The organism is Pseudomonas brassicacearum, from assembly GCF_003732225.1.
GTDB classification, from domain to species: Bacteria; Pseudomonadota; Gammaproteobacteria; order Pseudomonadales; family Pseudomonadaceae; genus Aquipseudomonas; species Aquipseudomonas brassicacearum_E.
The window spans coordinates 57,616-80,867 of record NZ_MOBJ01000001.1 but is presented as its reverse complement, the minus strand read 5'-3'; the positions used below and the strand labels follow the sequence as shown (position 1 = coordinate 80,867).

General features: G+C 59.0%; 23 protein-coding genes, 4 tRNA genes and 1 pseudogene. 21 read left to right on the top strand and 7 right to left on the bottom strand.

Annotation, left to right across the window (positions count from 1 at the left end; translation table 11 throughout):
- Positions 1-97 precede the first annotated feature (97 nt).
- Positions 98-1,135 (bottom strand): sensor histidine kinase, encoded by a 1,038-nt coding sequence (locus BK659_RS00445; RefSeq protein ID WP_123423239.1) that lies wholly within the window; start codon positions 1,133-1,135, stop codon positions 98-100.
- Positions 1,135-1,899 carry a response regulator gene (locus BK659_RS00440; RefSeq protein WP_123423238.1) on the bottom strand — a complete coding sequence of 255 codons (765 nt, stop codon included), beginning with the start codon at positions 1,897-1,899 and terminating at the stop codon, positions 1,135-1,137. The genes BK659_RS00445 and BK659_RS00440 overlap by 1 nt, the downstream gene beginning before the upstream one ends.
- Positions 1,900-2,204: 305 nt before the next feature.
- Between BK659_RS00440 and pyrF the strand changes: the two genes are divergently transcribed.
- Positions 2,205-2,903, top strand: a complete 699-nt coding sequence (gene pyrF, locus BK659_RS00435) for an orotidine-5'-phosphate decarboxylase (protein WP_185015265.1) — start codon at positions 2,205-2,207, stop codon at positions 2,901-2,903.
- A 135-nt stretch (positions 2,904-3,038) separates the two neighbouring features.
- On the opposite strand, the gene BK659_RS00425 is transcribed toward pyrF, so the two are convergent.
- Positions 3,039-4,043 (bottom strand): NADP-dependent oxidoreductase, encoded by a 1,005-nt coding sequence (locus BK659_RS00425; RefSeq protein WP_123423235.1) that lies wholly within the window; start codon positions 4,041-4,043, stop codon positions 3,039-3,041.
- A gap of 232 nt (positions 4,044-4,275) precedes the next feature.
- On the opposite strand from BK659_RS00425, the gene BK659_RS00420 reads away from it, so the two are divergent.
- From BK659_RS00420 to BK659_RS28195, 4 genes and pseudogenes are all read left to right on the top strand, one after another.
- A complete protein-coding gene (locus tag BK659_RS00420; RefSeq protein WP_123423234.1) occupies positions 4,276-5,037 on the top strand; it encodes an SDR family oxidoreductase in 762 nt (253 codons plus the stop codon).
- 227 nt (positions 5,038-5,264) lie between these two features.
- On the top strand, positions 5,265-6,671 hold the full coding sequence (locus BK659_RS00415; RefSeq protein WP_123423233.1) for an aminotransferase-like domain-containing protein: 1,407 nt from the start codon (positions 5,265-5,267) through the stop codon (positions 6,669-6,671).
- A gap of 89 nt (positions 6,672-6,760) precedes the next feature.
- Positions 6,761-7,909: pseudogene (locus BK659_RS28200) on the top strand (HAMP domain-containing protein); the annotation flags it as partial.
- Entirely contained in the window at positions 7,889-8,770 is an 882-nt protein-coding gene (locus BK659_RS28195) for a methyl-accepting chemotaxis protein (RefSeq protein ID WP_404942499.1), read from the top strand. The pseudogene BK659_RS28200 and the gene BK659_RS28195, both read left to right, overlap by 21 nt.
- A gap of 93 nt (positions 8,771-8,863) precedes the next feature.
- On the opposite strand, the gene BK659_RS00405 is transcribed toward BK659_RS28195, so the two are convergent.
- The gene (locus tag BK659_RS00405) at positions 8,864-9,622 is read right to left on the bottom strand and encodes a hypothetical protein (RefSeq protein WP_123423231.1); all 759 of its coding nucleotides are present in this window, start codon (positions 9,620-9,622) and stop codon (positions 8,864-8,866) included.
- 370 nt (positions 9,623-9,992) lie between these two features.
- Between BK659_RS00405 and BK659_RS00400 the strand changes: the two genes are divergently transcribed.
- From BK659_RS00400 to BK659_RS00385, 4 genes are all read left to right on the top strand, one after another.
- Positions 9,993-10,068, top strand: a tRNA-Glu gene (locus BK659_RS00400).
- A gap of 2 nt (positions 10,069-10,070) precedes the next feature.
- Positions 10,071-10,146: transfer RNA gene (locus BK659_RS00395), tRNA-Gly, on the top strand.
- Positions 10,147-10,250: 104 nt separating this feature from the next.
- Positions 10,251-10,326: transfer RNA gene (locus BK659_RS00390), tRNA-Glu, on the top strand.
- A 3-nt stretch (positions 10,327-10,329) separates the two neighbouring features.
- A tRNA-Gly gene (locus tag BK659_RS00385) sits at positions 10,330-10,405 on the top strand.
- Positions 10,406-10,465: 60 nt separating this feature from the next.
- Here BK659_RS00385 and BK659_RS00380 read toward each other — a convergent pair.
- Positions 10,466-11,329: a helix-turn-helix transcriptional regulator gene (locus BK659_RS00380; protein ID WP_123423230.1), complete on the bottom strand. Its 864-nt coding sequence runs from the start codon at positions 11,327-11,329 to the stop codon at positions 10,466-10,468.
- Positions 11,330-11,762: 433 nt separating this feature from the next.
- Between BK659_RS00380 and BK659_RS00375 the strand changes: the two genes are divergently transcribed.
- The 12 genes from BK659_RS00375 (at position 11,763) to BK659_RS00320 (ending at position 22,055) form a co-directional block, all read left to right on the top strand.
- Positions 11,763-11,954 carry a Flp family type IVb pilin gene (locus BK659_RS00375; protein WP_123423229.1) on the top strand — a complete coding sequence of 64 codons (192 nt, stop codon included), beginning with the start codon at positions 11,763-11,765 and terminating at the stop codon, positions 11,952-11,954.
- Positions 11,955-12,111: 157 nt separating this feature from the next.
- Entirely contained in the window at positions 12,112-12,303 is a 192-nt protein-coding gene (locus tag BK659_RS00370; RefSeq protein ID WP_123423228.1) for a Flp family type IVb pilin, read from the top strand.
- A gap of 29 nt (positions 12,304-12,332) precedes the next feature.
- On the top strand, positions 12,333-12,863 hold the full coding sequence (locus BK659_RS00365; RefSeq protein ID WP_123423227.1) for an A24 family peptidase: 531 nt from the start codon (positions 12,333-12,335) through the stop codon (positions 12,861-12,863).
- Between the two features lie 2 nt (positions 12,864-12,865).
- A complete protein-coding gene (locus BK659_RS00360) occupies positions 12,866-14,200 on the top strand; it encodes a P-loop NTPase family protein (RefSeq protein WP_123423226.1) in 1,335 nt (444 codons plus the stop codon).
- A gap of 15 nt (positions 14,201-14,215) precedes the next feature.
- Complete coding sequence (gene cpaB / locus BK659_RS00355; protein ID WP_123423225.1) at positions 14,216-15,022, top strand: Flp pilus assembly protein CpaB; 807 nt, start codon at positions 14,216-14,218, stop codon at positions 15,020-15,022.
- 75 nt (positions 15,023-15,097) lie between these two features.
- Entirely contained in the window at positions 15,098-16,432 is a 1,335-nt protein-coding gene (locus BK659_RS00350; RefSeq protein WP_123423224.1) for a pilus assembly protein TadG-related protein, read from the top strand.
- A gap of 8 nt (positions 16,433-16,440) precedes the next feature.
- On the top strand, positions 16,441-16,926 hold the full coding sequence (locus BK659_RS00345) for a TadE/TadG family type IV pilus assembly protein (protein WP_123423223.1): 486 nt from the start codon (positions 16,441-16,443) through the stop codon (positions 16,924-16,926).
- On the top strand, positions 16,926-17,420 hold the full coding sequence (locus tag BK659_RS00340; RefSeq protein WP_123423222.1) for a TadE/TadG family type IV pilus assembly protein: 495 nt from the start codon (positions 16,926-16,928) through the stop codon (positions 17,418-17,420). The genes BK659_RS00345 and BK659_RS00340 overlap by 1 nt, the downstream gene beginning before the upstream one ends.
- The gene (locus BK659_RS00335) at positions 17,414-18,634 is read left to right on the top strand and encodes an AAA family ATPase (RefSeq protein ID WP_123423221.1); all 1,221 of its coding nucleotides are present in this window, start codon (positions 17,414-17,416) and stop codon (positions 18,632-18,634) included. Before BK659_RS00340 ends, BK659_RS00335 begins: the two co-directional genes overlap by 7 nt.
- 3 nt (positions 18,635-18,637) lie before the next feature.
- Positions 18,638-20,080, top strand: a complete 1,443-nt coding sequence (locus BK659_RS00330; protein WP_123423220.1) for a TadA family conjugal transfer-associated ATPase — start codon at positions 18,638-18,640, stop codon at positions 20,078-20,080.
- On the top strand, positions 20,077-21,063 hold the full coding sequence (locus BK659_RS00325) for a type II secretion system F family protein (RefSeq protein ID WP_123423219.1): 987 nt from the start codon (positions 20,077-20,079) through the stop codon (positions 21,061-21,063). Before BK659_RS00330 ends, BK659_RS00325 begins: the two co-directional genes overlap by 4 nt.
- Before the next feature lie 29 nt (positions 21,064-21,092).
- Positions 21,093-22,055 (top strand): type II secretion system F family protein, encoded by a 963-nt coding sequence (locus BK659_RS00320; RefSeq protein WP_123423218.1) that lies wholly within the window; start codon positions 21,093-21,095, stop codon positions 22,053-22,055.
- Between the two features lie 195 nt (positions 22,056-22,250).
- On the opposite strand, the gene BK659_RS00315 is transcribed toward BK659_RS00320, so the two are convergent.
- Positions 22,251-22,520, bottom strand: coding sequence for a DUF3613 domain-containing protein (locus BK659_RS00315; RefSeq protein ID WP_123423217.1), 270 nt, complete (start codon positions 22,518-22,520; stop codon positions 22,251-22,253).
- A gap of 18 nt (positions 22,521-22,538) precedes the next feature.
- Positions 22,539-23,249: a tetratricopeptide repeat protein gene (locus BK659_RS00310; RefSeq protein WP_123423216.1), complete on the bottom strand. Its 711-nt coding sequence runs from the start codon at positions 23,247-23,249 to the stop codon at positions 22,539-22,541.
- Positions 23,250-23,252 lie beyond the last annotated feature (3 nt).

Genomic DNA, 23,252 nt, shown 5'->3' with positions numbered 1-23,252 from the left:
GATGGATAAAACCGGTGAAGGCACCGGCCCATGCAGCCTCGGGGGAGGAGTTGTCGTGGGTATGTGGAATTTGTACGAATCAGCACACAGAGGCTGTTCAGACCCGTGGCAGGCATACCACGGCGGTCAGGCCGCCGCCCGGGGTTTCTTCCAGGCTTAACGCGCCGCCCAACCGTTCGGCAGCTTCGCGCGCGATGGTCATGCCCAGGCCAACGCCGCCGGAGTTGCGGTTGCGCGAGCCTTCCAGGCGATAGAAGGGTTCGAACACCGCTTCGCGTTTGTCGGCGGCGATACCGGGGCCATGGTCGATCACTCGAATAATCAGCTGTTCGCGGCTGTCTTCAAGGTTGATCAGCGCCTGGCCGGCGTAACGCAAGGCATTGTCCAGCAAGTTGTTGATGCAGGACCGCAAGGCCATTGGCTGGACTTGCAAGGGCGCACAGTGCCCGCTGGCCAGCACGTCCGCGCCCTGGTCCTGGGCGTTTTCGCAGAGCGATTCGATCAGCGCCTGCACGTCCATCCATTGCAGGGCTTCGCTGGTACGTTGTTCGTGCAGGTAGCTGAGGGTTGCGTCGAGCATGCGAATCATGTCGTCGAGGTCCTGACGCATCTGCCCTTGCAGTTTGTCGTCGTCGATCTGCTCCAGACGCAACTTGAGCCGCGAAAGGGGTGTGCGCAAATCATGGGAGACGGCGCCGAGCATGCGCGAGCGCTGCTGCACCTGTTCACGGATACGCTTTTGCATCAAGTTGAAGGTGTGCGCCGCTTGCCGCGCTTCCCGTGGGCCGGATTCATCAAGCGGTGGGCTGTCGAGGTTTTCGCTGAGGCTCTCGGCGGCCGCGCTCAGGCGTTGAATCGGCCGGGAGAGCAGCTTCGCGCCGTACCAGGCGGCGATCACCAGCGAGATCATCTGAAAGGTCAGCGGTACGATCGGGCCGCCAAACCAGGGCCGCGGCGGTCTGTTTTTGAAGGGCGGCGGTTGCCCGTTGAACCCGGCGGAAAACTCCGGCGGTGGAGGGGGCGGGGGATGGCCGTAATGGTGGAACCAGAAGAACGCCAGCAGGTGCGCCAGGATAATCGCCAGCAACAGCACGCCAAACAGGCGGCCGAACAGCGTATCGAAGCGCGCACGCATCAGCCGATGTCTCGGGCGTCGAACAGGTAACCTTCGCCGCGAACGGTTTTGATCAGCGCAGGTGATTTGGGATCGTCACCCAGCTTTTGCCGCAAGCGCGAAACCAGCAAGTCGATACTGCGATCAAACGCTTCGATCGAGCGTCCACGGGCGGCATCCAGCAATTGTTCACGGCTGAGCACCCGTCGCGGGCGTTCGATGAAGACCCAGAGCAAGCGGAATTCGGCGTTCGACAGCGGTACCACCAGGCCATCGGCGGAGATCAACTGGCGCAGCACGCTGTTGAGGCGCCAGTTGTCGAAGCGGATGTTGGCGCGTTGTTCGGTACGGTCATCGCGCACACGGCGCAGGATGGTTTGAATCCGTGCGACCAGCTCCCGTGGCTCGAACGGCTTGGCCATGTAATCGTCGGCACCGAGTTCCAGGCCGATGATGCGGTCGGTGGGTTCGCAGCGGGCGGTGAGCATCAGGATCGGGATGTCCGATTCGGCGCGCAGCCAGCGGCACAGTGACAGACCGTCTTCGCCGGGCAGCATCAGGTCCAGCACCACTACGTCGTAATGCTCCGCTTGCAGCGCCAGGCGCATCGCGGCGCCATCGGTAACGCCACTGGCGTGGATGTTGAAACGGGCCAGGTAGTCGATCAGCAGTTCGCGGATCGGCACGTCATCGTCGACGATCAGTGCACGGATGTTCCAGCGTTTGTCTTCGCCGGCTGCTGGGGCTTTTTGATCGTCGTTCAGAGGAGCGGGGCTATTATGCATGCGTACGTTCATCTGCCAGAGAGGCTGCCAACCACAAAAGATGGGCTGCGAGGTTGTGGCTTCAGCATAGGCGTCCGGCCGTGAGGCGGGAAGTGCTGTAGGAGGTCTTGCGGTTCGCGAGGCTAACCTTTGGCGGTGTTGAGGGCGTGTCGTGAGTGTATCGGACTCGACACAATTGCGCTGCCTGCGGGGTTTATCATCCGGTGTTCGGCACCGTTGAAGATGATTTACCGATCATCGGGTCCCGGACGGGCTCGCGTTCCGCTACAATGCGCGCCGATTTCGACTTGCCTGAGAGCCCACTCATGTCCGCCTGCCAGACTCCTATCATCGTCGCCCTGGATTTCCCTACCCGTGACGCCGCACTGAAGCTGGCCGACCAGTTGGACCCGAAACTGTGCCGGGTCAAAGTCGGTAAAGAACTGTTCACCAGCTGTGCTTCGGAAATCGTCGGGACCTTGCGTGACAAGGGTTTCGAGGTGTTTCTCGACCTTAAATTCCACGACATTCCGAACACCACCGCAATGGCCGTCAAGGCGGCTGCGGAAATGGGCGTGTGGATGGTCAACGTGCATTGCTCCGGCGGTCTGCGCATGATGGCAGCCTGTCGCGAGGTGCTCGACCAGCGCAGCGGTCCAAAACCGCTGTTGATCGGCGTGACCGTGCTGACCAGTATGGAGCGTGAGGATCTGGCCGGGATTGGCCTGGACATCGAACCGCAGGAGCAGGTATTGCGTCTGGCGGCACTGGCGGAAAAAGCCGGGATGGACGGTCTGGTGTGCTCGGCACTGGAAGCCAGGGCGTTGAAAACGGCACATCCGTCGCTGCAACTGGTGACCCCGGGGATCCGTCCAGCCGGCAGTGCCCAGGACGATCAGCGCCGCATCCTGACGCCGCGCCAGGCACTGGATGCCGGTTCTGATTATCTGGTGATTGGTCGTCCGATCAGCCAGGCGGCTGATCCAGCCAAGGCCTTGGCCGACGTCGTGGCCGAACTGGCCTGATCAATCGCTGAAGATCTATTGTGGGAGCGAGCTTGCTCGCGATGAGGCCATAACAGTCAGCATTGATGTTGAATGTCAGTCCGTCATCGCGAGCAAGCTCGCTCCCACAGGGTTTTGATGTAGTCAGATACTTCGTTAAACCTTTAGAACCAGCTTGCCAAAGTTCTCCCCGCTGAACAGCTTCATCAGCGTTTCCGGGAACGTCTCCAGTCCTTCGACGATGTCTTCCTTGCTCTTGAGCTGCCCCTTGGCCATCCACCCGGCCATTTCCTGCCCGGCGGCGGCAAACTGCGCGGCATAGTCCATCACGACAAAGCCTTCCATTCGCGCACGGTTGACCAGCAGCGATAGATAATTGGCCGGGCCTTTGACCGCTTCCTTGTTGTTGTACTGGCTGATGGCGCCGCAGATCACCACGCGAGCCTTCATGTTCAGACGGCTGAGCACGGCGTCGAGAATATCCCCGCCAACGTTATCGAAATACACGTCCACTCCTTTCGGGCATTCGCGTTTGAGGCCGGCAACGACGTCTTCGTGCTTGTAGTCGATGGCACCGTCGAAACCCAGTTCATCGATCAGGAACTTGCACTTGTCTGCACCGCCGGCGATACCCACCACGCGGCAGCCTTTGATCTTGGCAATCTGCCCGGCAACGCTGCCCACTGCGCCTGCCGCGCCCGACAGCACCACGGTGTCACCGGCTTTTGGAGCGCCAACGTCGAGCAGCGCGAAGTAAGCGGTCATGCCGGTCATGCCCAGCGCTGACAAATAGAGCGGCAATGGCGCCAGTTTCGGATCGACCTTGTAGAAACCTCGTGGCTCACCGAGGAAGTAATCCTGCACGCCCAGCGCACCGTTCACGTAGTCACCCACGGCAAAACCCGGGTTGTTCGAGGCAATCACCTTGCCCACGCCGAGCGCGCGCATAACTTCGCCGATGCCCACCGGCGGGATGTAGGACTTGCCTTCGTTCATCCAGCCACGCATGGCCGGGTCCAGTGACAGGTACTCGTTCTTGACCAGGATCTGGCCCGCCACCGGTTCGCCGACCGGGACTTGCTGATAGGTGAAGGTCTCGCGGTTCGCAGCTCCCACCGGGCGTTTGGCGAGCAGGAACTGACGGTTGGTCTGGGCGGTCATGGCGGGCACTCAAGGTTGAATGAAGTCTGATTGATAGACCCTCATGGCCGTTGTCGCAAGGTTTGCTGACGCAGCGAATACAAGCCGATCCAGCGGAGTGATAGTTGGACGGGGATATCCATCACTGCAACTCATAAGCAATCAACCGGCCCTCTGATAGTGCTGCCGCGTGACGGGGCCGGATGGCTAGACTGCGAAAACGCGATCACCCATATTTTTCGAGGACATAACAATGAGCATGACGTTTTCCGGCCAGGTAGCGTTGGTGACGGGTGCAGCCGCCGGTATTGGCCGCGCGACCGCCCAGGCGTTTGCCGCCGAAGGGTTGAAAGTGGTGGTCGCGGACCTCGATGTGGCGGGCGGCGAAGGCACCGTCGAGTTGATCCGGGCGGCCGGTGGCGAAGCGCTGTTCGTGCGTTGCAACGTGACCCTGGAAAGCGACGTACAAAACCTGATGGCCCAGGCGGTGAGCACTTACGGCCGCGTCGATTACGCCTTCAACAATGCCGGGATCGAAATCGAAAAGGGCAAGCTGGCCGAAGGCACCGTCGATGAGTTCGACGCGATCATGGGCGTCAACGTCAAAGGCGTCTGGCTGTGCATGAAGTACCAGCTGCCGCTGATGCTTGCCCAGGGTGGCGGCGCCATCGTCAATACCGCTTCGGTGGCGGGTCTCGGTGCGGCGCCGAAGATGAGCATCTACGCGGCGTCCAAGCATGCGGTCATCGGCCTGACCAAATCGGCGGCCATCGAATATGCGAAGAAGAAAATCCGCGTGAATGCGGTCTGTCCGGCGGTTATCGACACCGACATGTTCCGCCGCGCCTATGAAGCCGATCCGAAGAAAGCCGATTTCGCCGCCGCCATGCACCCGGTTGGACGTATCGGCAAGGTCGAGGAAATTGCCAGTGCGGTGCTGTACCTGTGCAGCGATGGTGCTGCGTTCACGACCGGTCACTCGCTGGCGGTGGACGGTGGTGTGACGGCGTTCTGATGGTTTGACAATAAACCGTGCGTGCATGTGTGGAGCAGACGGCAGTGACGTAGGAGAAAGCCCGCGCATTTAGGCTGGTTTTCTCATTGCACGGTTTGCCTGAGGCGAATCACCGGACATTGTGTTTCAAAGGGTTAGAAGATCGTGTTTTGGCGGCGTTGTCGCACATCTTCATCAGAGCGCCTGTGCTTAACTGGCTCCAGAAAAACAGTTGGAGTTGGTCTCTCATGGAATTGAGAATCGATCGACAGGCGTTGGTGCCCGTCGTGCAGCAAATTGTTGACGCCCTGGCTGGCTGGATTCGCCAAAGTGCCGTTGAGCCAGGAACGCGTTTGCCGTCTATTCGGCAACTGGCCCGGGATAACTTGCTCAGTCAGTCCAGTGTCATTGAAGCGTATGAACGCATGGTCGCCCAAGGCGTGCTTGCGTCGCGTCACGGCTCGGGCTTTTTCGTCGCCGGGCCTTTGGTTGCGACCTATCGTTGCGGTGATCAATCGGGCCCCGTGGGGGCTGACGCAAACAGCGTCTGGTTGGGCGATAGCCCGTTGGGCAAGCTGCCGCTGGGGCGTGGCGGTATGCCCGAAAGCTGGCGTGAAAGCGACGATCTCAGTTATGCCATTCGCCAGGTTTCTCGTACCGACATGGCTGGATTGTTCAACTACAGCACCTCGTATGGGTTGCCTGCCTTGCGCCAGCAGATTCTCAAGCGTCTGCAACAGATCAATATCACCCTCGATGAGAATCAGGTACTCACCACCGCGGGGGCCACTCACGGGCTTGATCTGATCGTACGGGCTCTGCTCAAGCCGGGTGATTGCGTGGTGGTCGAAAGTCCGGGCTATTCGAATCTGTTCGACCTGCTCAGGCTGCACGGCGTCAGAATGCTGGAGGTGCCACGCACCCCTCGCGGTCCGGACATTGAAGTCCTGGAGGCACTGTTGAGTGCGAATAATCCCCGCGCCTTGTTCATCAATAGCCTGTTCCACAATCCGACCGGCAGTAGCCTGGCCCCCGCCGTTGCGCAACGGATTCTTGAGTTGGCGAAGCGTCATGAGCTCATCGTTATCGAAGATGACGTCTACGCTGATTTCCAGAGCAGTGTCGGTACTCGTCTGGCGGCGATGGACGCGGGGGAGAGCGTGGTCTATGTCGGCAGTTTTTCGAAAACCCTCAGCAGTTCGCTGCGAGTCGGTTATGTCGTGGCCAGCGCCGCAATCATTGCCCGCCTGGCAGAAGTGAAGATGATTACCAGCCTGGGGGCTTCGCGGTTTTGCGAGTCGGTGCTGAGCAGCCTGTTGGCCAATGGCGCCTATCGCAAACTGGTACAGCGCCAGCGTCAGCGTTTGAAGCGAGATATGGCGGCGACGTTGCTGGTGCTTGAAGACGCCGACTGGGAGGTGTTCGGCAAGCCCGCCGGTGGGTTGTACATTTGGGCCCGACCACGAGCGCACGAGCCGGCGCAGGTGCGCGCGCTGGCTCACGAATTCGGTATCGTGCTGTCATCCCGAACGGCTTTCACTCCCGGTGGCGAGGCCAGCGACTGGTTACGCATCAATGTGACTTATGCCAGTGATCCACGGGCACAGGCGTTTTTTCGGGCCTGCGGATTACCGGATCGACTTCGACCGTTCTGAAAACGACTTCTGCGTAGCTTTTTGCCATTATTGCGGCGGCAAAGACTTGTGCTTGAGTACGCCCCGTTGCGAACCTGCAACAACTGAAAATGGCCATGTTGCCATTGGGTATGGGAAGGGGGTTACGAGCAATGATTTCGGCCGTGCAAGGACGTTTTGCCAACCTCGGTATGGCAAAAAAACTGGGTGTCGGTTTTGTTCTGGTCTTGCTGTTGACGGCCCTGGTGGCCGCTATCGGCGTCTGGTCCTTGCAAACCATCAGTCAGCGCTTCGACGGGCTCAAGCAGATGTCGTCGCTCAACAGTGGTTTGCTCAAGGTACGTTTGCTGGAGCAGGAGTACGCCTTGCACAGTGATCCGAAAACCGTCGATGCCTTGCACAAGGGCGTTGACGCGTTGATCGCCCTCGCAACGCAACTCAAGGCTCAGTCGGCGGCTAACGTCCCGGTGATGAATGATGTCGAGCAATCGCTGGGGGCTTACCGCAAAGCCTTCGATGAGTTCGTTGAGCTGACCCAGTCCAAGGACCTGGCGCTGGAAATGGCCAGTTGGTCGGTGTCCAGCGTGGCGAATAACCTCGATGTGCTGCAGGCCGGTCTTGCCGATGATGGCGCTTATGCGCTCAAGGATTCGCAAGGTAAGGAGGGTGCAGAGTTTATCGAGCAGGCCAATCAGGTCAGTCAGGTGTCGCGACTGATGTTGCAGGCGATGAACGAGGCGCGGGTGCGCCTTGATCAAAGCCGCAAGGCCAGCGCCGAAAGCGCCGGACAAGGCAAGATCGAGCAGGCCGATCAGGCGCTGACGCAGGCTGAGACGCTGAAGAACACGGTCAAGGATGCGGGTTACCAGACCGTGCTCAATGAAGTGACCGGGCATATCGCCAGTTTCAGCGAAAAACTTGCCGAGTACACGGGACTCCTTACTCAGGAGAAACAGGTTTATCAGCAGTTGCATGAGCGCGCCGCCGAAGTGGTGCAGCGGGTTGATCAGGCCTACGGCGCTGAGGACCAGTCGATGCAGGCAGAGCTGAAGAAGAATTCGCTGCTGATCATCGCTTCGTCGGCGCTGGCATTGCTGGTTGGGTTGATTGCAGCGTGGGTGATTACCCGCTTGATCGTTGCGCCACTGCGCACTGTGATTCTCGTCGCTCAGCAAATTGCCGCGGGCGATCTGAGCGCGACCGTGCAGGTGACACGACGTGATGAAATCGGCCAGTTGATGCAGGCCATGCAGCAAATGGGTGCCGGGTTGAGCAGTATCGTCAGTGGTTTGCAGGCCGGCATCGAGCAGCTTGCGAGTTCCGCGCAATCACTTTCTGCGGTGACCGAGCAGACCAACCTGGAAGTCAGCAGCCAGAAGGAAGAAACCGAGCAAGTCGCCACCGCGATGAATCAGATGACCGCGACCGTTCACGACGTTGCCCGCAACGCCGAGGAAGCGGCACTGGCGGCGCAGACGGCGGATGGCAAGGTCGAAACCGGCCAGCAGGTGGTGCGTCAGAGCATGCAGCGCATCGAACAGCTGGCTGATTCAGCGACGTCGGCCAGTTCCAGCATCGAAAGCCTCAGCGCGGAAATCCAGAACATTGGCACTGTACTGAGTGTGATCAAGAGCGTTGCCGAGCAAACCAACCTGCTGGCGCTCAACGCGGCCATCGAAGCCGCACGAGCAGGTGAGCAGGGCAGGGGCTTTGCCGTGGTGGCCGATGAAGTCCGTGCCTTGGCCAAGCGTACTCAGCAATCCACCGAAGAAATCGAGCGTCTGGTGAGTGCCTTGCGTTCAGCTGCGCAGGCGTCGGTGCAGCAAATCCAGAGCAGCGGTGAGTTGGTCAAACTCGCCGTCAGTGATGCACTACAGACCGAAAGTGCGCTGGGCAGTATCGCTGCGGCGGTATCGTTGATTCAGCAGATGAACCAGCAGATCGCTGCTGCGGCCGAACAACAGAGCTCGGTTGCCGAAGAGATCAATCGCAGCGTGACCAGCATCCGCGCCAGTGCCGATCAATCCTCGGTGGCCATGCAAGGTAATGCTACGTCGAGTATCGAGCTGGCGCAGTTGGGGGCTGAGCTGAAGGGGATGGTGGGGCATTTCAGGTTGTAAGCGTGAGAGAGCTCAGAGTCTGTGGCGAGCGAGCTTGCTCCCTCGCCACAGGTGTTGTGTCAGCCTTTAGAGCGGCCTTGCACAACATCACTATCAGTCGTAGATAGCCTTCTTTTTCCAGTCAGCGTCGGCTTCCACGTCTTTGAGGCCTTCGGTCAACTCGTTAACTTCACCTTCCACCGGTGCAATGTTGGTCAGTACCATGGAGTTGGCGCGCGCCAGGAGTTTTTCCAGGTACTGCAACTGTTCGCTGTAAACCTGCGGGTCTTGCTGTTTACGCAAGTACTGCACGCCACGCTCGAACGCCAGGCGGGCTTGCCCCGGTTGTTCCTGTTGCAGCGCATGTTGGCCGAGGTTGTTGAAGAACTCGATGTGCAGCAATACCAGGATGTGCCGAACTTCACGAATCCAGCGCTTGGCTTCGTTGGCTGGCAGGAAACCGTCCTGTGCCGCGCGAGTGATCTGGCCATGCAAGGCTTCTAGCAAAAAGCGTACGTCCTTGGCCTTGGCTTCGGTCTGGATCGGTGCCGGCGGGTTGTTGACCGGAATCGATTGGCCTTGTGCGACCAGCGCACTCAGTTCGTCAATGCGGGCTTTGGCCGCCGAATTGGCTTTATCCAGATTAAGCAGGCGTTGGCAGACGTTGAGTTCCAGTCGCGTCAGCAGCAGCTTGAGCGCCGGAGTCATCAGCTGGCCTGGGAAGGTCTCGGTGATTTCGCCACAGCGACGCAATCGATCATTGAGTTCGACCTTGGTGCGGGCCTTTTCCAGTTTATTGTTTTCCACCACATGGTTCATGTAGCCAATGGCGATCAATATTGCGATCCCGACTATTACTAGCAGGGTGATCATGAGTGGTGTCACCGTGAAGACCTCTTTATAGGGTTTGCGTGCGAGTGTAGTGGCTAAGCCAGAGAGCGCATAGGGTGGCGCGACGAGTTGAATCGAGCCTGTGCGCTGTCTATATAGGTAATGTGTGGATGGATGCACATTGCCATCATCTGCTGGTGAGGACTATAGCGTCTTGGCGAGTGACAGAATATAGGCGTCAAACGCTGGTCGGACGAAAACCTCGAATTGCCCCTCAAAGGGCGGCGAAGTCATTGATTTAAATAAATTTATAGTTGGGGGTTGACGACCCCTCAATCCATCCATAGAATGCGCGCCACTTACAGCGTAAAGCGAACAGCGAAACGCGGTAGGGAGTGAATGTTGTACGTGTGTCCCCTTCGTCTAGTGGCCTAGGACACCGCCCTTTCACGGCGGTAACAGGGGTTCGAGTCCCCTAGGGGACGCCAATGCGGGAATAGCTCAGTTGGTAGAGCACGACCTTGCCAAGGTCGGGGTCGCGAGTTCGAGTCTCGTTTCCCGCTCCAATTTTAAACAGCGTTGCTTTCGGGCAGGGCTGAGTGAAACCAGAACCAAGTCTTCGGATGCGGATCTGGGCACCGAAACACACACCATGTGTTCCGGGCAGCGTGTCCCCTTCGTCTAGTGGCCTAGGACACCGCCCTTTCACGGCGGTAACAGGGGTTCGAGTCCCCTAGGGGACGCCATTTGCGGGAATAGCTCAGTTGGTAGAGCACGACCTTGCCAAGGTCGGGGTCGCGAGTTCGAGTCTCGTTTCCCGCTCCATATTTAACAAAAACGCCGCTCAATTGAGCGGCGTTTTTGTGTGCGCGTTAAAAAAACACCTCAGCCTCCGAGGCTATGGATCAGGCTATCCAGCACTTCGGCGGTTGTTTCATCCAACTCAGCGACTACCGACGCTCTAAGCTGGTGCGCCAAGCGGTATTCGCTGGGTGTGCAGTTGGCGGAATGCTTGAAGGCACGAGCGAAGTAGGAAGGGTCCTTGAAACCGGCTTCATAGCCAATACTGGTGATAGGCATCTGGCTGTTGCCGAGCAATTCCTTCGCAAAACTCATGCGCTTGTTCAAGATGTAATCCATGAAGCCGAGTCCGTAGGCTTCCTTGAACAGACGGCTGAAGCGAAAGGTAGTCATGCCGCAGCGTTTGGCCACATCCCTTTGATCGATGTTGTCCCGAAAGTGCTGATCGATGTACAGCAGTACATTGCTGAGCGCCTGGTGTTTTTGGTGTCCCGACGTCATCCGGATACTGCCTGGAAGGATCGGGGAATGGTCGATCTGCAATGTCTTGCGCTGGTCGCGAACATTGCGGCGCAGCTCGTGAAGCTGAACGACAGCCGTCAGGTAGCGATTCTTTTCGGAGGCTGAAAGGGGCAGCACCATGTATTCCCAGACACACGAACGCATCGCCCATACGGCCAGTTCTTCGGAGTGCTGCACGGTGAACATGGTGATCGGAATAGCCGGTGCGGTGCGTTTGATCTCCAGCAGCATCCTCAGGCCAGGTGTGTCGGGGCGATCAAAATGGATGCAGATCATGTCGGCCTGCATCCCGCTGGAAAATGCGGAGTCTTTCACCAGTTTGCAGTCGCAGGCGTGCTCGAACTGCGCCATGAGTCCTGAGGTGGACCGATCGTGGGTCCGATCGAACCAGAGTAGTGATGGTTTCCTGATCACGTTTGACGTCATGTGTTTAGCTCTGGCTTCTGAGGTTCTTCGTGCCTCTATCCGCTGAGTAGTATTGTCAATGTGATATCGCTTTGCAGACTAAATCCTGATAAGAAAACCCGAATTTAGTTCTATGCGCTCTATGTTTCGCCTGGGGGCCGGGGCCGGGCGGTTATTTATTGGCGTGTTGGCGGCGGATTTGCGATCAACCGTTCGTCGCTTGTGAATCAAGGCAATGGCCTTTGCCCGCCGTTCCTTGTTTAGAGCCTTTCCTTTCCCTTCTTTTCCTTCTGCGGACAGCCACTACTCGCTAGTTGGCCGTGCCCGCAAAAAAGTCCTAGCGATGCGCAAAATCCTCCTAACCCCCTTGGGGATGCCCTGACTAAGGTAGCTACAAGCAGTGCAAAAAGTGCTGCTCCCCGGAAGAACAACAATCGAAAGTGAGGTGGGCAAAATGACTCTGCAAACTATCAAGGCTTCGGTAATGAAGTTCGCCAAAGACGAAGACGGCCTGACCATCGTGGAATACGCGGTGGCTGGCGGGCTGATTACGGTAGCGGTTGCCGCCATGTTCACTCTGTTGGGCGGCGCAGTGAATACCAGAATCACAGCGTTGTGCGCCGCGGTCAAAGGTGCTGCCTGCTGATAACGGCAACTCACGGTGGGGAGACGCGGCGATGTCCATGGAGCAACCGGTTGTGACTGTTTCGCTGAATAGAGCAGCCGGACAGCTCAATGGACTTCGCGCCGTCTCTGCAAGTGTATGTACTGAACCGTATAAGCGCAGAAGTGAGGTACACAAAATGACTCTGCAATTGATAAGAACGTCGGTACGCAAGTTCGCCAAAGACGAGGATGGCCTGACCATCGTGGAGTACGCGGTGGCCGGTGGCTTGATTACGGTCGCTGTCGTCGCAGCGTTCGTGCTTTTGGGCGGCGCAGTGAATACCAGAATCACGGCGCTGTGCGCTGCGGTTAACGGTGGTGCTTGCTGATAACGATAATCCCGGTCGGGAGACACGCCATGTCCACGGAACTGATGGTATCGACTGTTTTACTGATAGGACTTTTGGGCGTGGCGGTGGTGAGCGATCTGCTTCGCCACCGTATTCCCAATACGCTGGTTCTGTTGGGCCTTGCCCTGGGATTGGCTAGTCAGACTTATTCAGGGGGTGTCAGCGGATTGGGAGACGGTCTGCTGGGCATCTTGATCTGTTTTGCGCTGTTCCTGCCCATGTACGCCTTGGGTGGCATGGCCGCCGGCGACGTCAAGTTGATGGTCATGGTCGGCAGTTTTCTACCGTTCCATTACGCGTTGTGGGCTGCATTATTCAGCCTGATCGCCGGTGGCGTGTGCGGTTTCCTGATAGTGCTGGTTCGCGGTCAGTTGTTACAGACCCTGGGGCGCTATTGGCTGATTCTGAGGGCGCAGGCTTATCTGGCGCCGACTTCAGATGAGGTGGCCGGCAAGCCTTTCCCTTATTCGATTGCCATTTTGCTCGGCACTTTAAACGCCGTTCATTGGCAACTCTTTGCCAGTGGGTTGGGAGGTTAGTCATGCACGTCATCGTCGAGAGTGATGCCTATCACAATGAGCGAGAAGCGGTGCAGCGACTGGCTCCCCAGCCATGCACTATCAGCGAGACGGGGCTGACAGACAGTTTTCTCGGTGAGTTGGTGTGCAAGCATTTGTACGACGCCGGCGTGCTGGACATGCCGCGGCTGGTAGAGCGCCTGGCGCTGACCGGAGTCGTCATGGAAGAGGTCCTGGCGTTTCTGCGCAAGGATGGTCGCGTCGAAGTGCTTGGGCAGATGGGAGCGCAAACGGGAGGCGGGCAGTCGCTGCGTTATGGCCTGACCGAACGCGGTCGCAGTGCCGCCCGCGATGCCCTGTCGCGTAGCGGCTATATCGGAGCAGCACCCTTCCCGGTGAGTTCCTACCGTTCCCTGCTCAAGGTGCAGACCATTCACCATGGGCGCATCAGCGCTCACGATATGCACACGGCGCTTAACGGCGTGGTGCTCACTGAGGGGATGCTCGATCAACTGGGTGTAGCGCTGAACTCCGGGCGCGCGATCATGATTTATGGCCCCGCGGGGACTGGCAAGACCTACGTCAGCAGTCGGTTGATCCGGCTGTTCGCCGAGGCCATCTGGGTGCCGCATGCCATCGTGATCAACGAGTCGGTGATCGAGATCTATGACCCGCAGGTACACCAGCGTCTGGATGATAACGGCCAACAGAACAATCTGATGCTCAGCGAAGGGATCGACCGTCGACTGCTGTGCTGCAAGCGCCCGATCGTCATTACCGGTGGTGAGTTGAGCATGGAACAGCTGGACGTTCGTTATGACCCCTTCACCCGTCAGTACCAGGCCGCCTTGCAGCTCAAGGCCAGCAATGGCCTGTTCATCATCGACGACATGGGGCGCCAGCGTATGGCACCTGCAGAACTGTTGAATCGCTGGATCGTCCCGATGGAAGAGAAACGCGACTTCCTCAACCTGGGCGGCGGGCGGCATTGCGAGCTGCCCTTCGATCTGATTCTGGTGTTTTCCACCAACCTCAATCCCCTGGAGTTGGCCGACGAGGCCTTCCTCCGTCGGATTGGTTACAAGCTGCAATTCGGTTACCTGAAGCCCGAAGAGTACGAACGGATCTGGCAACAGGAGTCCGAGCGTCTGGGCATACGTTATGACCCGCTGCTGGTGCGTTATGTACAGCAGAGACTTTACGCCATTGAAGGCATGCCGCTGGTGCCTTGCCACCCCCGCGATCTCCTGAACATGGCGCTTGATCGTCAGCGTTACCTGGGAGGTTCCGGGCCACTGTCGCCGCAGGAGCTTGAATGGGCGTGGCACAACTACTTCGTCCAGCTCGACTTTCTTTGAGTAGGAGATACAGACATGAGCTCTCGTACTGCAACGCTGATTGGTATTTCGTTGGTCATGGGCCTCGGCGCCGCATGGATGGCCAACAGCTGGCTAAGCGCACGGCTTAATGCCAGCCCGGATGACCACCTTCGAAGCGTGGTAGTCGCCACGGTCGAGATTCCTTTCGGGCAGATGGTCGAGGCTCAACAGGTCACGACGATGCGCATGCCCATGGATACGATCCCGGACGATGCCTTCGATTCCAGCGACAAGGCGGTGGGCAAAATCGCCACGTTCGACATCTTGAAAGGCGACATCGTGCGTGGTGCACGCCTCAGTGAACACTTGGGTGGCAGCACCCTGGCCTCTTTGATTGCACCCGACAAACGTGCCATTTCGGTACGGGTGGACGATGTGGTCGGTGTCGGCGGATTCCTGTTGCCGGGTAACCGGGTTGATGTGCTGGCCACCAAACACACCGATGGCAGCAGCAACAGCGCCGTGTCCCGAACCATCCTCGAGAACTTGCGAGTATTGGCGGTGGATCAGACCGCGGGTACTGACAAGACTCAACCGGTGGTGGTGCGTGCGGTGACGCTGGAGATGACGACCAGTGAGGCGGAAACCCTGGTTACGGCGCAGACCGAAGGGAAGTTGCAACTGACTCTGCGCAACCCTCTGAATCTCACGAAAAAGCCGGCGACCGTCGCGCCTGCTCCGCAGGCCATCGCCATGGTCACCGAAACCGCGCCAAGGCGCGTGGTGCACCGTAGTGTCGGTGGCGGCGGGGCTATCACGGTTATCCGTGGTATCGAAACCCGTGTAGTCAACGTGCACTGACAGGGTGAAACAGGTGCTTGGGCACCCAGGTAGTGGCGGAGCCAATCCGGGTCCGTATCGGCAAATGAGGGCTTGATGATGAATTCTCGAATTCAACGGCCGTTTCCGGTAACGCCAAGGCGCCAGCGGGGATCGGTGACCGTAATGATGGTGATCGCGTTGGCCGCGATCGGCATGATGGCGGCATTGGCGCTGGACGGCGGCCACCTGTTGCTGAACAAGACCCGCCTGCAAAATGCAGTGGATGCCGCGGCCCTGAGCGGCGCCAAAACCCTGAGTCAGGTCACCGGCGGTACCGGCATTGCCAGCACAACGCGCACTGCCGCACTGAATACGCTGACGCTGAATGCCAGTGCCGCGGGCAACACTGAATTGAACACGGCCATTGGCAACAATGCGGGCACCTTCGCTGTGGTGGAACTGGCCAACAACGTCTATGGACCGTTCTCCTACCCAGGCCCGGCGAATGCAACTTATGTACGGGTAACGGTACCGAACTATAGCCTGACCGGTTTTTTCTGGAGCTTCATCCAGGCATTGGGCGGTGGCGGTCTGGGCAACAAGTCGGTAGCGGCGATGGCTACTGCCGGCCCCAGCCCCACCAGCCCTTGCGATCTCGCGCCATTGATGGTCTGTGGTGACCCGACCAAATACAGCCCGAGCACCGGAGTGTTCTGGGGCTATCAATTTGGCGATTTGCAGGATTTGAAAACAGGCTCAGGCACTACATCCGCCATTGGCCCAGGCAATTTTCAACTGCTCGATTTTGGCTCGGGCGGCAGCACAGTCAGGGATGACCTGGCTGGAGGCGGCTCGGTATGCCGCAGCGTCGGGCAAAATGTCACGACCAAACCGGGCAACAACGTCGGCCCGGTGTCCCAAGGTTTGAATACCCGTTTCGGTCAGTACAGTGGAGGGCTCAAAGCCGCGGATTATCCGTCAGACCTGATCGTCAGCTACAGCACGCCAGTGATCACCAACAGCTCAGGCACACTGCAATACAAGGGTCAGACCATCATTTCGAGCAATGGCACGCTCACCGCTGGCGGCAAGGCGGTGCTTGGCTACAACGACTGGCTGGCGAGCTCCGCGGCGTGTATTGCCGGCTCAGGCACGGGGTGCCAGAACCCAGGAGTCTACGAACGACGGATGCTGAAAGTCGTGATAGGCAACTGCACTGGGCAAAACAATGGTGCGACCTCGATTCCGGTCCTGGGTTTTGGCTGCTATTTCGTGGTGCAGCCGGCCGGTAGCACGGGCAGTACCTCGGAGATCTTCGGGCAGTTCGTGCAGGAGTGTTCAGGCGACAACGTGCCCGGCCCCAATCCTTCAGGTGATGCCGGCCCACGGATCATTCAGCTCTACAAAACCTATATCAATGGCAGCGGCACTCCGAGCACTGACTCGTAGGAGGCGTCATGAGACTTCACGCGTTGAAACAACCGCAGGGCCAGCGCGGAATGGCAATGGTGGAATTCACCATCGTCCTGCCGTTAATGCTGCTGCTGTTGCTGGCCCTCGGCGAGTTTGGCCGCATGCTCTTTCAGTACAACACCCTGTTGCAGGCCAGCCGTGATGCCGGCCGTTACGTCGCCAGTCAGGCGTGGAACTCGACGCTTGGCTATGCCGTTGTTACGAGTGGCAGCACGCTCGAGACCCAGACGAAAAACGTGGCGGTCTATGGCGTGCCTGTCAACACCGGGACGCCTGTAGTGTCAGGGTTGACGACCGGCAACGTGACCGTCGTCGCAGTAGGCACCGACCATGTACGGGTCACCATCACCTATACCTTCTGCCCGGTGATTGGCGCTGGTGCTTGTACCGGTTCGATTACCGGGCTCTTTGCCAATACGATTGCGCTGAGTATTCCGCTGGTCGCCTCAACTGTCATGAGGGCTCTGTGATGAATCGCAAACAGATGCGTGGCGTCTATGTGGTGGAGTTCGCCGTCATAGGCTTGCTGGTGTTCATTCTGTTGTTCAGCGTGCTGGAAATGGGCCGCCTGTACTTCACGGTGAATGCCCTCGATGAATCCGTGCGGCGCGGCGCGCGCCTGGCGGCGGTATGCAATATCAGCGATCCGATCGTGTTGCAGCGGGCGATCTTCAATCCCGCGGGCAACACCGGCACCAGCCAGCTGATCACCAATCTGGGCACTGGCAACCTGACGCTGACCTACCTGGATGCAAACGGTGCTGTGGTGGCCAACCCCACCGACACCGTCAACGTCACCGGATTCCGTGCCATCCGTTATGTCCAGGTGAGCCTGCAAAGCTACGTATTCAATCTGTTTATTCCCGGGTTTGGCGTGCCCATCACGTTGCCCACCATCAGGGCAACCTTGCCACGCGAAGCCCTTGGGCATCATTCCGAATCAGGGGAGGTCACTCCATGCTGAATATCAAGGAAACTCCACTAAGCACTGCGACCGGCAAACCAGGGCTGCGATTGCTGATCAGTAGCCGTGACGCCACGGCGTTGCGTGATCTGCAAGGCGTTTGCCAACGCATGCCCAGCCTGGAGGTGAGCACGCGTCTGGTGAGTAATGGGCATGTCGACCCGCTCTATGGTCTGGAGCGGATGCCCGATCTGCTATTGGTACGCGTTAGCCACCTGTGGCGCGAGGAGCTGGCGGCACTGTTACTGCGTCCGGCCCATGAGCGTCCGCCGCTGTTGGTGTGTGGCCTGTTGAACGAGCAGGACGCCATGCGCCTGGCGATGCAGGCCGGCGCTCGTGATGTCCTGCCGGAGCCGATAGCCGAGACTGAGTTGGTTGCAGCCTTGAGTCGTCTGGTCTCAGAGGTCCGGGTCAACAGTGGGGCAGAAGGGAAGCTGATCGCGGTGATTGGCGCCAAGGGCGGCTCCGGCGGCACCTTGCTGGCCTGCAACCTGGCTCACCAGCTCAGCGTCAAGGGCGGCAACACCCTGCTTTTGGACATGGACCTGCAATTTGGCAGCGTGACGCATTACCTCGATGTGGCGCAGTCGCACAGCCATCTGGAGGTGTTGCAGCAGGTCGAGGACATGGACAGCGTCGCGTTGCGCGGTTTTTGCAGCCACTTCAGCCCGACTTTGCATGTGCTCGGTGGCCGGGCCGGCGAGCTGTGCCTGCCGCAGGATGCCCAGCCCGAGCAACTTGACAGACTGTTGCAGTTGGCCCGTGCCAGCTATGACTGGGTGGTGGTTGACCTGCCGCGGCAAATCGACCACCTCACAGGTTCTGTGCTGGAGCAGGCAGACCGGGTGTACGTGGTGGTGCAGCAGAGCGTCAGCCACCTGCGAGATGCCAGCTCCCTGACGCGGATTCTTCGCGAGGACCTGGGCGTGCGCGGGGATCAATTGCAGGTGGTGGTCAACCGCTATGACAAGGCGGCGGCAGTCAGCCTCAAGGATATTGGCGAGGCGCTGCGCTGCGCGAATCTGTTGAAATTACCCAACGACTTCAACCTGGTCAGCCAGAGCCAGAACTCTGGCGTGCCGTTGGGGGTGCAAGCACCGCGGGCTCCGATCACCGTCGCCGTGCGCGAGATGACCGAGGCGTTGGTCGGTCAACAGATGACCGGAAACAAAGGCTTACTCAAACGCGCCTTCAACCGTTTTTTCGGGGGATGACCCATGATCAGCGAATTCCGTAACCGTTTGCGCAAACAGTCCGCTAAACCCGCCGCATCGTCGCCTGGTCAACCGGGCGACGACCTGCTGGACCCGGCAGAGGAATTGATGGCGTGGGAGCGTGCAGCACCGGACATTCTTTACGAGACCAAAAGCCAGGTCACCCCGGTAGAGGCCGAGTGGCGGGAAAAGATCTATCAGCAATTGCTTAAAGTCATGGACTTGTCCTTGCTCGATTCGCTTGAACCGGCCGAGGCCACACGGCAGATTCGCGATATTTGCCAGCGTCTGCTGGATGAGCATTCAGCGCCCGTGAGTTCGGTCAGCCGCCAGTTGATCATCAAGCAGATCACCGACGAGGTGCTCGGACTTGGCCCGCTGGAGCCGTTACTGGCCGATCACAGCGTGTCCGACATTCTGGTCAACGGCTTTGCCTCGGTGTATGTCGAGCGTTTCGGCAAGCTGCAGAGGACCGATGTGCGCTTTCGTGACGATCAGCATTTGCTGAACATCATCGACCGCATCGTTTCCAGTCTGGGGCGGCGCATCGATGAGTCCTCACCGTTGGTGGACGCCCGGCTCAAGGACGGTTCGCGGGTCAACGCGATCATTCCGCCGCTGGCCATTGACGGACCGAGCATGTCGATCCGCCGCTTTGCCGTGGACCTGCTCAATACTGATAGCCTGATTCAGGTCGGTACCTTGACCCCGGCCATTGCTTTGCTGCTCAAGGCGATTGTTCGCGGGCGTTTGAACGTATTGATCTCCGGCGGCACCGGCAGCGGCAAGACCACCATGCTCAATGTGCTGTCCAGTTTCATTCCGCAAAACGAGCGGATCGTCACCATCGAAGACTCGGCCGAGCTGCAACTGCAGCAGCCCCATGTGGTGCGCCTGGAAACCCGTCCTTCGAACATCGAGGGGCGTGGCGAGGTGAGCCAGCGCGAATTGGTGCGTAACAGTCTGCGGATGCGTCCGGATCGCATTGTGATCGGCGAAGTCCGTGGCGCCGAGGCGCTGGACATGCTGACGGCCATGAACACTGGCCACGACGGCTCGCTGACCACGATCCACGCCAATACCGCACGCGATGCATTGGGGCGAATCGAGAACATGGTGTCCATGACCGGTGCCACTTTCCCGATCAAGGCCATGCGTCAGCAAATTGCTTCGGCCATTGATGTGGTGATCCAGTTGGAGCGTCAGGAGGACGGCAAACGGCGTCTGGTCAGCGTGCAAGAGATCAACGGCATGGAGGGCGAGATCATCACCATGACCGAAATCTTCTCGTTTGCCCGCAGTGGCATGGGCGAACACGGTGAAGTGCTCGGTGATTATCGTCCCAGCGGCATGATCCCGTCCTTTCGCGATGTGTTGGCCAAGCGTGGCATCGAGTTGCCACTGACCTTGTTCAGGCCTGAATGGATGGAGGGACGGCAGTCATGAACCATATATCCGGTGAATTCATTCTGATCTTTCTCGGTATGGTGTTTATCGCCGTCTTCCTCCTGTCCCAGGGCGTGGTGGTGCCGGTGTTCGGCGAGGCGGGCAAGATGCGCAAGCGCATTCGCGGCCGCCTGCATGTGCTGGAGAGAGCCAACAATTTGCCCAACATGCAAACCGTGCTGCGGCAGAAGTACCTGACACGCTTGTCGCCATTGGAGGCCAGGCTTGAGCAACTGCCGTTCATGGCGAGCCTGACACAGCTGATCGAGCAGTCGGGGCACGAATATCGGGCCTATCGGGTGCTGTTCCTCGGGATCGCCATGGGTGTGGGTGCAGGAGCCCTGGTCTTGTTGCTCTCGTCACCCTGGTGGATGGCGCTGGCGGTGGCTTTTGGGGTGGCCTGGTTGCCGTTGCTGAAAATCCTCCGTGACCGCAACAAACGCTTTGCTGCGTTCGAAGAGGGCTTGCCGGATGCGCTGGATGCCATGTGCCGGGCTCTGCGCGCCGGGCATCCATTCAACGAAACCTTGCGTCTGGTCGCCGAAGAGCACAAGGGGCCGGTGGCTCATGAGTTCGGCCTGACCTTCGCCGATATCAACTATGGCAATGATGTGCGTCGCGCCATGCTCGGCCTGCTGGAGCGCATGCCGAGCATGACGGTGATGATGCTGGTGACGTCGATCCTCATCCATCGCGAGACCGGCGGCAATCTGACCGAGGTGCTGGAGCGATTGAGTAGGCTGATCCGGGGGCGCTTCCGCTTTCAGCGCAAGGTCAAGACGTTGTCGGCCGAAGGGCGGATGTCGGCCTGGGTGCTGGTGGCCATTCCTTTCGTGCTGGCGGCGTTGATCCTGATCACAACCCCCACCTACTTGCCTGTGCTGATCAATGATCCGATTGGCCATAAGCTGATCATCGGCGCTTTCTGCGCGATGTTGGTAGGGATTGTCTGGATCCGCAAAATCATCCGGATTCAGGTTTAAGCGGTATTCGCTACGCGGAGGTGCAGGTCATGGACTATTTGCTCGGGTTGTTGGGTCGGGTGACGGGTAATGAGGCGCTGGCGCGCCTGTTGTTCGTCAGTGCGATAGGGTTGAGTACCGTGCTCGCGGTCGTCACCGTGATATTACTGGTGTTGGGGCTTCAGGACCCGATGCAGCGTCGCCTTGCGCTGATCAAACGGGGGCATTACGGGAGTGCAGGGGGGCCGGATGCGCCAGGTAATCTGCAACTGTTGCTGGAGCGGGTCGGCCAGCGTTTTGGCTCAGCCGAAACCGCTCAGACGTCCGAAACCCAGCTTCTGTTGATGCACGCGGGGTACCGCTCGTCTTCGGCGGTGCAGATGTACTGGGCTGTGCGCCTGTTGTTGCCGCTGATACTGGTCGGCATTTCGCTGCTGGTGTTGCCGCTGATTCCCAGGCTTTCCCTGATCTTGGGGCTGCTGCTGGTGCTCATGGCTGCCGCTGTCGGTTGGCTGGTGCCAGCAATGTATGTCGGCAAGCGCAAGCAACTGCGACAAGGCCGGCTGCGCGCTGCGTTTCCGGATGCCCTGGATCTGATGGTGGTTTGCGTGGAGTCGGGTCTGGCCTTGCCTACGACCATCGAGCGGGTGGCTGAAGAGATGTCGGTCAGTCAGGTCGAGTTGGCAGAGGAACTGGCGCTGGTCAATGCGCAAATCCGCGCCGGCATTACCAGTACCGAGGCGCTCAAGCAACTGGCTGTGCGCACCGGGCTGGAAGATGTGCAAGGGTTGGTCAGCCTGTTGGGGCAGAGCATCCGCTTTGGTACCAGCGTGGCCGATACCTTGCGTATCTATGCCGATGAGTTTCGCGATCGGCGTACGCAGGCAGCCGAAGAAATGGGCGCGAAAATCGGTACCAAACTGATATTCCCACTGATTTTCTGTCTGTGGCCGAGCTTCTTTTTGATCGCCATCGGGCCAGCCCTGCTCGGGGTGCTCAAAGCATTTGGGTGAGATAAGCGCGGGGGGCTGCCGAGCAGGATGGCGGCTCCTTTCGGAGTACAGGGTGGAGCAAATCCTATGTGGGTCAGGCCCGGCGCCTGATCCACTTTTATCCTTTTACTCTTTTACCCACGCACGTTATTGGCCCCGACGTTCTCGCCAGGTAACGCTGGGCTACGCCAGAGGCTGATCGCCCACTGACGTGTCTCATTTGCTGGTGCTCATACTTCCCGAGATCTTTTGCTCATAACGTTCAGGAATCGGGTAGGTAAAGCTATTCAGCCAGCGTTGCATGGACAGGTCACGTTCGGTGGACGAAACGGTTTGCAGCTTAGGGGAGGCAACCACGCCGCGAATCTGTAGTTGCAACCATTGTTCGGTGCCTTGTTGCGGCACCGAAGAGGGGCCCGGCTCAATAGCCCAGGCGGTCGTGGACAGGCAAGCCATGCACACTATCAACAGCCTCTTGGTATTCATCTCGACTCCTCGTAATGTCTACTTGATCGCACTGGCTGAGGCATCGACTACCTCTGCCGCGCGACTCCCCTCGGCAGCCACCACTTTTTTAGCGGGGGCCTTGAGTCTTTCTGCGCGAGCTTGAGCGTCTGCGACTTGCTTGGGGCTCAGGCTGGCGCGGTTCGCGAGTTCAGCAGCTTGCTTCCAGTTATCCTGATAGATCAGCAGTGTCACCAGATTGAGCGCAGCCAGTGAATCCGACTGCTTGAGCTCCATGGCGGTCATAAACTGAAAGCGTGCTTCATTGATCCGACGCTGATTGAGGTAGACGACCCCCAGGTCATTGCGGATTTTATCGTCGGTAGGGGCCATCCTCATCGCGCGCTCAAGGTGATCCGCGGCGGCCGCATTATCATTTCTGGCCGCGGCCAACTGGCCCAGGCCATGCTCGCCTTCAGCGGCCATACACGTGCCGAGCAGGCTCTTGTACAACGGTTCGGCCTCGTTACGACCCAGCAGGCGCAGGACTCGAGCCTTGCGCAGGCGAACCTGCGGCAGGTCTTCGGGCAGCCCCTCCAGATTCGCCAGGCTGGCGTACAAACGGCCATCGTTGGTCATGTCGTCGGCCAGGTTCAGGGACAACTGTTGATCGGAACCTGGACTCGCGCAGCTACTCGGTCGCGAAGACAGGCCATTGGTGGCACAACCTGCGAGCATCACCGTCGCCGCAATTGCAATAACCGCTTTCATTGA